The sequence below is a fragment of the Pseudomonas entomophila genome (assembly GCF_013523165.1).
GTDB lineage: Bacteria > Pseudomonadota > Gammaproteobacteria > Pseudomonadales > Pseudomonadaceae > Aquipseudomonas > Aquipseudomonas entomophila_A.
Window position 1 is genome coordinate 1 of the sequence record NZ_JAAMQI010000021.1, and the last position, 11173, is coordinate 11173.

At 64.3% G+C, this 11173-nt stretch carries 11 protein-coding genes; 6 read left to right on the forward strand and 5 right to left on the reverse strand.

Annotated elements, in window-relative coordinates; translation table 11 throughout:
• Nucleotides 1–462 precede the first annotated feature (462 nt).
• A complete protein-coding gene (locus G7Z99_RS15670; RefSeq protein WP_181095347.1) occupies nucleotides 463–1956 on the reverse strand; it encodes a CoA-acylating methylmalonate-semialdehyde dehydrogenase in 1494 nt (497 codons plus the stop codon).
• Between the two features lie 65 nt (nucleotides 1957–2021).
• Nucleotides 2022–3368 carry an aspartate aminotransferase family protein gene (locus G7Z99_RS15675; RefSeq protein ID WP_181095349.1) on the reverse strand — a complete coding sequence of 449 codons (1347 nt, stop codon included), beginning with the start codon at nucleotides 3366–3368 and terminating at the stop codon, nucleotides 2022–2024.
• Nucleotides 3369–3483: 115 nt separating this feature from the next.
• Between G7Z99_RS15675 and G7Z99_RS15680 the strand changes: the two genes are divergently transcribed.
• The 5 genes from G7Z99_RS15680 to G7Z99_RS15700 all read left to right on the forward strand — a co-directional run bounded on the left by G7Z99_RS15680 (nucleotide 3484) and on the right by G7Z99_RS15700 (nucleotide 7844).
• Complete coding sequence (locus G7Z99_RS15680; protein WP_181095351.1) at nucleotides 3484–4401, forward strand: LysR family transcriptional regulator; 918 nt, start codon at nucleotides 3484–3486, stop codon at nucleotides 4399–4401.
• A 70-nt stretch (nucleotides 4402–4471) separates the two neighbouring features.
• A complete protein-coding gene (locus G7Z99_RS15685; protein WP_181095353.1) occupies nucleotides 4472–5134 on the forward strand; it encodes a TetR/AcrR family transcriptional regulator in 663 nt (220 codons plus the stop codon).
• Nucleotides 5135–5143: 9 nt separating this feature from the next.
• The gene (locus tag G7Z99_RS15690; RefSeq protein ID WP_181095355.1) at nucleotides 5144–5731 is read left to right on the forward strand and encodes an IMPACT family protein; all 588 of its coding nucleotides are present in this window, start codon (nucleotides 5144–5146) and stop codon (nucleotides 5729–5731) included.
• Between the two features lie 354 nt (nucleotides 5732–6085).
• The gene (locus tag G7Z99_RS15695; RefSeq protein WP_181095357.1) at nucleotides 6086–6772 is read left to right on the forward strand and encodes an SDR family oxidoreductase; all 687 of its coding nucleotides are present in this window, start codon (nucleotides 6086–6088) and stop codon (nucleotides 6770–6772) included.
• Between the two features lie 121 nt (nucleotides 6773–6893).
• Nucleotides 6894–7844 (forward strand): adenosine deaminase, encoded by a 951-nt coding sequence (locus G7Z99_RS15700; RefSeq protein WP_181095359.1) that lies wholly within the window; start codon nucleotides 6894–6896, stop codon nucleotides 7842–7844.
• 84 nt (nucleotides 7845–7928) lie between these two features.
• Here G7Z99_RS15700 and G7Z99_RS15705 read toward each other — a convergent pair whose 3' ends face one another.
• The 3 genes from G7Z99_RS15705 to G7Z99_RS15715 all read right to left on the reverse strand — a co-directional run bounded on the left by G7Z99_RS15705 (nucleotide 7929) and on the right by G7Z99_RS15715 (nucleotide 10607).
• Nucleotides 7929–8642 (reverse strand): ArsR/SmtB family transcription factor, encoded by a 714-nt coding sequence (locus G7Z99_RS15705; protein WP_181095360.1) that lies wholly within the window; start codon nucleotides 8640–8642, stop codon nucleotides 7929–7931.
• Nucleotides 8643–9135: 493 nt separating this feature from the next.
• Nucleotides 9136–10311: a multidrug effflux MFS transporter gene (locus G7Z99_RS15710; RefSeq protein WP_181095363.1), complete on the reverse strand. Its 1176-nt coding sequence runs from the start codon at nucleotides 10309–10311 to the stop codon at nucleotides 9136–9138.
• A 98-nt stretch (nucleotides 10312–10409) separates the two neighbouring features.
• Nucleotides 10410–10607: a heavy-metal-associated domain-containing protein gene (locus G7Z99_RS15715; protein WP_181095365.1), complete on the reverse strand. Its 198-nt coding sequence runs from the start codon at nucleotides 10605–10607 to the stop codon at nucleotides 10410–10412.
• A 141-nt stretch (nucleotides 10608–10748) separates the two neighbouring features.
• Here G7Z99_RS15715 and G7Z99_RS15720 point away from each other — a divergent pair, with 141 nt between their 5' ends.
• On the forward strand, nucleotides 10749–11132 hold the full coding sequence (locus G7Z99_RS15720; protein ID WP_144940027.1) for a hypothetical protein: 384 nt from the start codon (nucleotides 10749–10751) through the stop codon (nucleotides 11130–11132).
• The last annotated feature ends 41 nt before the right edge of the window (nucleotides 11133–11173 follow it).

Consider the following 11173-nt stretch of genomic DNA (forward strand, 5'->3'; position numbering starts at 1 on the left):
ATCTATCTGACTATCAGTCCAAACTCACAAGCACCCACACGAATTGCTTGATTCAAGTTGTTAAAGAGCGGTTGGTTGAGAAGCTTTCGTCTCAACCGAGGCGCGCATTCTACGCTGTCCTCGTTGTGTGTCAAGCGTTTATTTTGAAGTTCTTTTCGGGAAACCCTAACAACTTCAACCACTTGACTCGCTGCGATCTCTCGAAGCGGGAGGCGAATCATACAGCGTTACAACCTGCTGTCAACTGCCTTTTTTCACCGCTTCCGGTCGAGACCGGAGCACTTCCCGCTTCGTTCTGATTCACGCAACCTGTTGATTAACAAGGCGTTTATCGTTCCGTCTGCGTTGGAAGTGGTGCGCATTATAAGGGGATCTGAAAGTCCGTCAACCGTTAATTTCAAAAAACCTTCATTTCGGTGAAATACGCAGGAAAGCACTCACCTCGCCTTCCTGCGCACGCCTTCACAGACTCGGGAACGCGAACTGCGACGCTTCGTGGGTCTTGCGCTGCGGCCAGCGCTGGGTGATCGCCTTGCGACGGGTATAGAAGCGTACGCCATCAGGCCCGTACGCATGCAGGTCACCGAACAACGAGCGTTTCCAGCCACCGAAGCTGTGATAGGACACTGGCACCGGCAACGGAACGTTCACCCCGACCATGCCCACCTCGATCTCATCGCAGAACAGCCGCGCCGCTTCACCGTCACGCGTGAAGATACAGGTGCCATTGCCATACTCATGGGCGTTGATCAGGTTCATTGCCTCTTCCAGGCTGCCCACCCGTACCACGCACAGCACCGGGCCGAAGATCTCTTCTTTATAGATACGCATCTGTGGGGTCACGCGGTCGAACAGCGTGCCCCCTACGAAGTACCCCTCCTCGTGGCCTGCCACGCGGTAACCACGCCCGTCCACCACCAACTGCGCCCCAGCGGCCACACCGTCGTCGATGTAGCCGACCACCTTGTCACGCGCAGCAGCGGTCACCAGCGGCCCCATGTCCAGGCCGCACGCAGTCCCGGCACCGATCTTCAACGCCTTGATCTGCGGCTCGAGCTTGGCGATCAAGGCATCGGCGATCGCATCGCCCACGCAGACCGCCACCGAGATGGCCATGCAGCGCTCGCCACAGGAGCCATAGGCCGCCCCCATCAAGGCGCTGACGGCATTGTCCAGTTCCGCGTCGGGCATCAGCACTGCGTGGTTCTTCGCCCCGCCCAGCGCCTGCACGCGCTTGCCACGGCGCGTCCCTTCGGCATAGATGTACTCCGCGATCGGCGTCGAGCCGACGAAGCTCAAGGCTTTCACCTCGGGTGCCTCGATCAGTGCATCGACCGCGTCCTTGTCGCCATGCACCACGTTGAGGATGCCCTTGGGCAACCCGGCCTCCTCGAGCAGGCGTGCGATGTACAGTGTCGAGCTCGGGTCACGTTCCGATGGCTTGAGGATGAAGGCGTTGCCGCACACGATCGCCAACGGGTACATCCACAACGGCACCATCGCCGGGAAGTTGAACGGCGTGATCCCGGCGACGATGCCCAGGGGCTGGAAATCGGACCAGGCATCGATGTTCGGCCCGACGTTGCGGCTGTACTCGCCCTTGAGGATCTCCGGGGCCGCGCAGGCGAACTCCACGTTCTCGATCCCGCGCTTGAGTTCGCCAGCGGCGTCTTCGAGCGTCTTGCCATGTTCGGTGCTGATCAGTTGTGCGATGGCCGCCTCGTGCTGCTCGAGCAATTGCTTGAAACGGAACATCACCTGCGCGCGTTTGGCGGCAGGCGTGTTGCGCCACGCCGGGAACGCGGCCTTGGCAGCGTCGATCGCCTGTTGCACGGTCGCGCGGTCGGCCAGCTCGACCTGGCCGATGACCTGGCCGGTGGAAGGGTTGAAGAGATCGGCGGTGCGCCCGCCATGGGAAACCAGCTCACCGTTGATCAGGTGCTGAACAGTGCTCATGCAAGACTCCAGTCGAAAAGGGACGGCAGGCGCCGTGACGGCGCCCGCGCGTGGCATTCAGTCGGTCAGTCGACCTGGGCGAGTGTCTCGCCCACCGCGTCGAACAGACGATCGAGCTCGTGCGGTTGGGTCGCGAAGGTCGGGCCGAATTGCAGGGTGTCGCCGCCATAGCGCACGTAGAACCCGGCTTGCCAGAGCTTCATGGCCGTCTCGAACGGCCGCACGATCGCATCGCCGTCGCGCGGTGCGATCTGGATCGCGCCCGCCAGCCCGTAGTTGCGGATGTCGACCACATGGCGCGTGCCCTTGATGCCGTGCAGCGTACGTTCGAAGTGCGGCGCCAACTCGGCGGCCGCCTGCACCAGGTTCTCGCGCTCCAGCAGTTCCAGCGTCGCCAGGCCGGCGGCACAGGCCAAGGGGTGCGCCGAATAGGTGTAACCGTGCGGGAATTCCACGGCGTATTCCGGGATGGGCTGGTTCATGAAGGTCTGGTAGATCTCCTGCCGCGCGACCACGGCCCCCATGGGCACGGCACCGTTGGTGATCTGCTTGGCGATGCACATCAGGTCGGGCGTCACGCCGAACGCCTCGGCACCGGTCATGGCCCCCATGCGCCCGAAGCCGGTGATGACTTCATCGAAGATCAGCAGGATGTTGTGCTGGGTGCAGATCTCGCGCAGCCGCTTGAGGTAGCCCTTGGGGGGCGGCAGCACGCCCGCCGATCCGGCCAGTGGCTCCACGATCACCGCAGCGATGTTCGACGCATCGTGCAGTTCGATCAGCTTGAGCATCTCGTCGGCCAGGGCGACACCGCCCTGCTCGGGCAGCCCCTGACTGAAGACGTTGACCGGCAGCACGGTGTGCGGCAAGTGGTCGACGTCCAGCAGCTGGCCGAACATCTTGCGGTTGCCATTGACCCCGCCCAGGCTCGTGCCGGCGATGTTCACACCGTGGTAGCCGCGTGCACGGCCGATGATCTTGGTCTTGCTCGCCTGCCCTTTCAGGCGCCAGTAGGCGCGCACCATCTTCAGCGCAGTGTCGGCGCACTCGGAGCCCGAGTTGGTATAGAAGACGTGATCGAGATCGCCAGGCGTCAGCTCGGCGATCTTCTCTGCCAGTTGGAACGACAGCGGATGCCCGAACTGGAAACCTGGCGAGTAGTCCAGCACGCCCGCCTGACGGGCGATGGCTTCGGTGATGGTCTGGCGAGTATGGCCGGCGCCGCAGGTCCACAGCCCGGACAAGGCATCGAAGATCTGCCGACCCTTGTCATCAGTCAGGTAGTTGCCCTGGGCCGCCACGATCAGCCGCGGGTCGCGGTGGAAGTTGCGATTGGCGGTGTACGGCATCCAGTGCGCATCCAGCTTGAGCTGGCTGGCGACACCTGTGGGCGCATTCTCGAACATGTTCATCAAGGGTCCTCGCGGATTCGGTCAGCGATGGGGTGTTGTTGCAGCCACAGTGGCACGCGGATAAAGTTCGGAAAACCCCTCGCTTCTAACCTTCAGTCAGGCGTTCACTAAACCGATGAGCCGTCGCCCCGACGTGCTGGCCCAGGTCAGCGACTTCGATATCCGCCTACTGAAGATCTACCGCAGCGTGGTCGAGTGCGGGGGGTTCTCGGCTGCCGAGAACGTGCTGGGCATCGGCCGCTCGGCCATCAGTCAGCACATGAACGACCTGGAGCAACGCCTGGGCCTGCGTCTGTGCCAGCGAGGACGTGCCGGGTTTTCCCTGACCGAGGAGGGCCGCGAGGTCTACCAGTCGTCCCTGCAGCTGCTCGCGGCCCTGGAAACCTTCCGCACCGAGGTCAACGGCCTGCACCAGCACCTGCGTGGCGAGCTGAACATCGGCCTCACCGACAACCTGGTCACGCTGCCACACATGCGCATCACCCATGCCCTGGCCGAACTCAAAGACCGCGGGCCGGACGTGCACATCCAGATCCGCATGATCCCGCCCAGCGAGGTCGAGCAAGGTGTGCTCGCGGGCAGCTTGCACGTGGGCGTCGTGCCGCAGACCCATCCACTGGCCGGGTTGGACTACCAGCCGCTGTACAGCGAGCGCTCGTTGCTCTACTGCGCCGTGGGCCATCCGCTGTTCTACGCCGACGATGCGCACGTCGACGATGCGCGACTCGACGCCCAGGACGCCGTGGCACCGACCTTCCGGCTACCGGCCGAGATCCAGGCGTACTACCAGGCCCTGCGCTGCACGGCCAGTGCCTCGGATCGCGAGGGCATGGCCTTTCTCATTCTCACCGGACGCTACATCGGCTACCTGCCCGAGCATTACGCCGACACCTGGGTCAGGGAGGGGCGCCTGCGTGCGCTCAAGTCGGCCTCGCGCTTCCATGACCTGAACCTGTGCTGGGTCACCCGCAAAGGGCGTCGCCCGAACCTGGTCGTGGAAAGCTTCCTGGAAAGCCTGGCGGCGACACGCTAGGACTTGTCACCCTGTTTCAGGCAGGTACTCTGTCCCCTCGTCATCCGCACCTTTCGTATGGAAGCGCTCAATGAGTCTAGAAGTGCCCGCGCACCGCGCCTCCCCCTCCGGCAGACCGGCCGGGCGCATTCGTCAGAAGAACGAGCAGGCCATTCTCCAGGCGGCCGAGGACGAGTTCGCGCGCCATGGGTTCAAGGGCACCAGCATGAACACCATCGCGACCAAGGCCGGCTTGCCCAAGGCCAACCTGCACTATTACTTCACCAACAAGCTGGGCCTGTACGTCGCCGTGCTGAGCAACATCCTCGACCTGTGGGACAGCACCTTCAACACCTTGACCGTCGATGACGATCCGGGCGAGGCCCTGACGCGCTACATCCGCGCCAAGATGGAGTTCTCCCGACGCAACCCCAAGGCCTCGCGGATCTTCGCCATGGAAGTGATCAGCGGCGGGCAGCGGCTGGGCGACTACTTCAGCGCCGACTACCGCCACTGGTTCCAGGGGCGCGCCGAGGTGTTCCAGGCCTGGATCGAGGCCGGCAAGATGGACCCGGTCGACCCAGTCCAGCTGATCTTCCTGATCTGGAGCAGCACCCAGCACTACGCTGACTTCGCCACCCAGATCTGCCAGGTCACCGAGCGCAAGCGCCTGACCAAGCAGGACATGCAGATGGCCAGCGACAACCTGGTCCATATCATCCTCAAAGGGTGTGGAATCACCCCGCCCGTCTGACGTGAGCCTATGCCTTCTACCCTGCTCGACCTCTGCGAGTTTCGCGAGGAGATCCGCAAGAGTCGTTTCATCACCCTGGCCGCCCCGATCACCTCGGTCGAGGACGCCGTGCGCTTCCTGGAACGCCATGCCGACCCCGCCGCCACGCACAACTGCTGGGCTTGGAAACTGGGCGACCAGTACCGCAGCACCGACGATGGGGAGCCGGGCGGCACGGCCGGACGGCCCATCCTGGCGGCGATCGAGGCCCAGGACTGCGATCAGGTCGTGGTGCTGGTGATCCGCTGGTACGGCGGTATTCAGCTGGGCACCGGCGGGCTGGCACGGGCGTATGGCGGCGGCGCCAACAAGTGCCTGCAACAGGCACCCAAGCGAGTCCTGGTGCAGCGCGACACGTTCACCTGCACCTGCACGTTCAGTGAACTGGCCCTGCTCAAGCTACGCCTGGCGGAAGTCGATGGGATCGTGGTCGAGGAGCAATTCACCGCCAACGGCGTCGACCTGCACCTGGCCCTGGGTCCGGACCGGGCCGAGCACTTGCAACGGCTGCTGGCAGACTTGAGCCGCGGCCGCATCCAGCTTGTACCCCTGGCCTAAGTTGCCCACATCCGCTGTGGGCCGCCTTGTGGATAAGCTTGGGGCATACCCCTGCACCCCACGCACGGCGTGCCCTGCAAGAGATTGGCTGTTTTTTGACCAGGCGTTTCATACCGGTTGCCGAGTACCGGATCCCACCGTTCATCCACAGGCGGACAGGCAGACCTGGCCAGATCGACGCTGAGTTTCACACACCTGCTGTGGATCAGCCTGTGGATAACCCGTGCGTGCCTCGCGAAGCCCGTGATGCGACAAGGCTCGCAGCCGATAGATCATTTTTTGTACAGCTTACCGGCCTGTCGAGCGCCGTGACCTGGCGTATGCTGGGGCTTTCATTCACCACTAGGAGTTTCCATGAGCGCATCCAAAACCGCAGTGGTCATCGGCGCCTCGCGTGGCCTCGGCCTGGGGCTGGTCCAGCGGCTGCACGAACAGGGCTGGCACGTCATCGCGACCGTGCGCGATCCGGCCAAGGCCACGGCCCTGCATGAATTGCCGGGCGTACGGGTCGAAGCCCTGGACATGAACGACGCCTCGCAGCTCGATACGCTCCAGCACCGCCTGGCGGATGAAGTGCTCGACCTGCTGTTCGTCAACGCCGGCGTCATGGGCCCCTTGCCGCAGTCCGCTGACACCATCCACCTCGAACAGGTGGGCGAGCTGTTCCTGACCAACGCGGTCTCGCCGATTCGCGTCGCCCGTCGCCTGGTCGATCAGGTGCGGCCCGGCACGGGCGTCGTGGCCTTCATGAGTTCGGGCCTGGGCAGCGTGACCAGCCCGGATGCCGGTGAGATCTGCTTGTACAAGGCCAGCAAGGCCGCGCTCAATTCGATGATCAACAGCTTCGTGGTGGCGCTGCAGCGTCCGGACCTCTGCGTGCTGGCCATGCACCCTGGCTGGGTCCGCACTGAAATGGGCGGCGAGAACGCCGAGATCGACGTGCTGACCAGCACCCGAGGGCTGCTCGAGCAGGTCGAGGCCCAGGCCGGTCACGGCGGGCTTCGCTTCCTGGACTACACCGGCAAGCCGCTGCCCTGGTAACTGGCAGGCCTCGCGCGCGGCGGGATTCGAGCACGGCCCTGGCGTCACTCGGTCGACTCGTCCCCCGTGTGGGGGCTGGACCTGTACAATGCTCGATTGTTAGTTGATCGAGATTCGCACCATGTATGACTGGCTCAATGCCTTGCCCAAGGCCGAACTGCACCTGCACCTTGAAGGTTCGCTCGAGCCCGAGCTGTTGTTCGCCCTTGCCGAACGCAACAAGATCGCCCTGCCCTGGCAGGACGTGGACGCGCTGCGCAGCGCCTATGCCTTCGGCAACCTGCAAGAATTCCTCGACCTCTACTACCAGGGCGCGAACGTCCTGCGTACCGAGCAGGACTTCTACGACCTGACCTGGGCCTACCTGCAGCGCTGCAAGGCGCAGAACGTCATCCACACCGAGCCGTTTTACGACCCGCAGACCCACACCGACCGTGGCATTCCCTTCGAGGTCGTGCTCGACGGCATCACCCGTGCGCTCAAGGATGGCCGCGAGCAGCTGGGCATCACCAGCGGGCTGATCCTGAGCTTCCTGCGCCACCTGAGCGAGGAGCAGGCCGAACGCACCCTGGACCAGGCCCTGCCGTTCCGCGATGCCTTCGTCGCCGTCGGCCTGGACAGCTCCGAGATGGGCCACCCGCCCAGCAAGTTCAAGCGCGTGTTCGACCGTGCCCGTGCCGAAGGCTTCCTGACCGTGGCCCATGCCGGTGAGGAAGGCCCGCCCGAGTACATCTGGGAGGCCCTGGACCTGCTGAAGATCGAGCGTATCGACCATGGCGTGCGCGCCATCGAGGACGAGCGCCTGATGCAGCGGATCATCGACGAGCAGATCCCGCTGACCGTCTGCCCCCTGTCCAACACCAAGCTGTGCGTGTTCGAGCACATGGGCCAGCACAACATTCTCGACATGCTCGAGCGTGGCGTGAAAGTCACGGTCAACTCCGACGACCCGGCCTATTTCGGCGGGTACGTGACCGAAAACTTCATGGCCTTGCACGAGCACCTGGGCATGACCCAGGCCCAGGCCACCCGGCTGGCGCAGAACAGCCTGGATGCACGTCTGGTCAAGTAAGGCGTCGCCCCGCCCTGCCGAACGCGAATCGCACCTGTGCGTACGATTCGCGTTCGGCACACGCCGGCGCGGCCGCGGCGTCAGCTAACCGACCTGCCAGGTCGGCAGGCACGCGATCTGATTGATCTGCTGCAAGCCGAAGGCCGAGAGGCGCAGGGCACGCGACTGCTCATGCTCGCGAATCCAGCCTGACTGCATGAACAGCTTGAGGAACGCCTGCCCCATGCTACCGCCCAGATGCGGGCGCTGATCGCTCCATTGGCAGCAATGGCAGATCACGCAGTCACGCTGCGCGCCCGGTGCCAGGGCATCGATGAACACGCCAATCGCGGCCATCTGCTGGCGCCCTTCCAGACTGACACGCTGCTGCGGCTCCTGACCCTCCAACCAGTTCGCCAGCACCAGGCGCTCGTACAGGTCGGCAGCCAGCTTCCCTCCCAGATGATCACCGCACCGCCGTGCCTGGCGCATCGACACAGGAATGTCCAACGGCAGACGCTGGACGGGTTTGCCTGGCGCAGCACCAATGCGAACACTGGCCATGGCTTCCACCGCCATGCCGACCTCGGGCGTGGCCAGGCGGAAATAACGTTTGCGGCCACGCGTTTCCGGCCGCACCAACCCGCCCGTGGACAGCAGCGAAAGGTGGGCGCATGCCGACGACGCGGTCAAACCGGTCATCGCGGCCAATTCCTCGGCCGGCCGCGCGACCCCATCGATCAGCGCCCACAACATGGCGCTGCGTTTGGGGTCGGCCATCAAGCTGGCGATCTGGCTGATACTGCTGACAGCTTTCATCTTTCGGGTACTCCCTGCGTCATCTGTCTGATTGCGGAACATCAGCCAGGCTGGACGAGCGCCTCGGACAATCACCAGGCCGCGCAAGGTACGAACACGTCAGAACGGCATGACCTCTGCCAGGCTGCCCCCACGTGGCCGCGCACTGCGCCCTGGCAGGGAAGCGTCTCTCGCTGGCACTGGCTGCCGGGGGCAGTATAAGCGGCGCGCCTGCACGCGCTTCTGACCTGAAACAGGCTCGAACCGCCGCAGAGGCACAGGGTCGTTCAGGTTGATGGATCCAATGTCGTGCACGTGACCCATCAGTCAGAGCATGCGCACGATGTCATGCCCAGTCTTTGCCAGCTCGCACACGTCGAGGGCATGTCACTGCATCCAGGCGGATAAGCGAATGCCCACGTGGAGGTTCACAAGGTATGGCAGAAGAATAGGAAATTTCCCTATTCGCCAAGTTGTGTCAAAGCTTCACACCCGCGCCGCACGACCCCGGCTTTCAAGCCAAGCGCCTCACCCGGCGCGCCAGTGCGGCCATGACGACCACAGCTGCACCGCACAGGCTGATGACCAGCGCCATGGGCACCGCGCTGCCATCGTGCAGCACGCCGACCAGCGCCGCCGTCCCGGACGCCACGCTGAACTGCAGGCAGCCCATCAGTGCCGAGGCGCTGCCGGCACGTGCGCCCTGCCCGGCCATGGCACAAGCCGAGGCATTGGGCGCGATGCACCCCAGGCTGGCGATACAGATGAACAGCGGCACCAGCAGTGGCCAGAGCGACGCAGGCCGCAGCGTGGCCACCAGCAGCAGGGCGAGCGCTGCCCCCAGGTAGACCCAGACAGCCCGCCCCAGCAGGACGGCCGGGCCACGGCGTGCCAGAAGACGTGCGTTGACCTGGGCGACGAGGATGAAGCCTGCGGCGTTGATCCCGAACAGCCAGGCATAATGTTCGGCCGGTACGCCATAGAGCTTGATGAACACGAACGGCGAGCCGGCGATGTAGGCGAACATGCCGGCGATGGCGATGCCGCCGGTCAAGGCATGGCCCACGAACGCCCGGTCACGCAGCAACCGACCATACTGACGCAGCGCGCCTGACAGGGGTTGGCGCGGCAGGTGCGCCGGCATGCTTTCGCCCAGGCCCAGGTAGACTGCCAGCAGGCACATCGCACTGAACAGGCTCAGCACCAGGAAGATGGACTGCCAGCCCGAGACGCTGACCAGCAATCCCCCGAGCATCGGTGCCAGGATCGGTGCCAGCCCCATGACCAGCATCAGTTGCGAGAACACCTTGGCCGCGTCGATCGGCTCACAGCGGTCGCTGACGATGGCCCGCGACAGCACCATGCCGGCGCAGCCCCCCAGCGCCTGAACGAAGCGTGCGGCGATCAGCGCGTCCAGTGTCGGCGCATAGGCGCACACGAATGAAGCGACGGCGAACAGCCCCACGCCGAACAGCAATGGCAACCGTCGACCGAAACGGTCGGCGATCGGCCCATAGGCCAACTGCCCGATCGACAGGCCGAGGAAGTAGGCCGCGAGCGTGGTCTGCACGTGCTTTTCATCGGTGGCGAAGGCCTGCGCCATGGCCGGAAAGGCAGGCAGGTAAAAGTCGATCGCCAGGGGCCCGAACGCGCTCAGGGCCCCCAGGATCAAGATCATTCGAAGGTTCATCCAACATCCTTAGCAGGCTAAGCAATTGCGCAGTCTACCTGGCCTGCCTGCGCTCGGCATGAAAACCTTGCCGAGCGGTCGGACACCTCCGCACTCGTCTAGAGCGCGTTAGCCTGATAGCCCTCGTCGGTGATGGCTGCGAGGATCTGATCGGCCGACAACGCGCTGGTCACGCTCACCCGTCCGCTCGCCAGGTCCACGTCCACCACCGCCTCGGCATCGTGTGCCTGCAGGGCGCGGGTTACGGCCTTGACGCAGTGGCCACAGCTCATGCCTTGTACCTGGAACGTCTGCATGGTCTTCCTCCTGTCGAAATGAACGTCAGTCTCTTGCTTGCCCCCATGGCAAGGTCAAGCCCGTGCAGCGCCTGGCGCTGGAAATCTGGCCCCAGGTCGGCCAAGCTGCGCCTTTGCCAGGCGGTCGACAGGAGAGCCGTGATGATCAAGACAACGATCGGCGTGATGGGGCTGCTGAGCGCCCTGGCGCTGCCCCCTGCCCATGCCGAAGGCAACCATGACTACAGCGTGCTGATCATTTCCCGGGAGCGCCTGGAAGTGGCGACCAGCTGCGAGATCGGCATCTACCTCAACGATCAACTGGTGGCGCGGCTGTTCCAGGAGCAGTCCACCTCGTTCAACCTGCCGGCCGGACAGGTGGACGTGCGCCTGCGGCGCTTGCCCGGCCAGGCACCGGGCTGCAGCAACGGTCTGGAAAACCAGCGCAGCGTGCGCCTCACGCTGCCGGCCGGGCAGATCGTCAAATACCGTATCGCCATGGAAGGCCCTGGCTTCACGCTGAGGCCGACCAGCCTGGGCTATTGACCTTGACCACGGGGCAAGGTCGATGCTGACGGTGTGAACCG

What these genes read in the sequence shown, in the direction of transcription:
- G7Z99_RS15670 (WP_181095347.1), bottom strand. Translation starts at nt 1,956, where the DNA reads ATGAGCACTGTTCAGCACCTGATCAACGGTGAGCTGGTTTCCCATGGC.
- G7Z99_RS15675 (WP_181095349.1), bottom strand. Translation starts at nt 3,368, where the DNA reads ATGAACATGTTCGAGAATGCGCCCACAGGTGTCGCCAGCCAGCTCAAG.
- G7Z99_RS15680 (WP_181095351.1), top strand. Translation starts at nt 3,484, where the DNA reads ATGAGCCGTCGCCCCGACGTGCTGGCCCAGGTCAGCGACTTCGATATC.
- G7Z99_RS15685 (WP_181095353.1), top strand. Translation starts at nt 4,472, where the DNA reads ATGAGTCTAGAAGTGCCCGCGCACCGCGCCTCCCCCTCCGGCAGACCG.
- G7Z99_RS15690 (WP_181095355.1), top strand. Translation starts at nt 5,144, where the DNA reads ATGCCTTCTACCCTGCTCGACCTCTGCGAGTTTCGCGAGGAGATCCGC.
- G7Z99_RS15695 (WP_181095357.1), top strand. Translation starts at nt 6,086, where the DNA reads ATGAGCGCATCCAAAACCGCAGTGGTCATCGGCGCCTCGCGTGGCCTC.
- G7Z99_RS15700 (WP_181095359.1), top strand. Translation starts at nt 6,894, where the DNA reads ATGTATGACTGGCTCAATGCCTTGCCCAAGGCCGAACTGCACCTGCAC.
- G7Z99_RS15705 (WP_181095360.1), bottom strand. Translation starts at nt 8,642, where the DNA reads ATGAAAGCTGTCAGCAGTATCAGCCAGATCGCCAGCTTGATGGCCGAC.
- G7Z99_RS15710 (WP_181095363.1), bottom strand. Translation starts at nt 10,311, where the DNA reads ATGAACCTTCGAATGATCTTGATCCTGGGGGCCCTGAGCGCGTTCGGG.
- G7Z99_RS15715 (WP_181095365.1), bottom strand. Translation starts at nt 10,607, where the DNA reads ATGCAGACGTTCCAGGTACAAGGCATGAGCTGTGGCCACTGCGTCAAG.
- G7Z99_RS15720 (WP_144940027.1), top strand. Translation starts at nt 10,749, where the DNA reads ATGATCAAGACAACGATCGGCGTGATGGGGCTGCTGAGCGCCCTGGCG.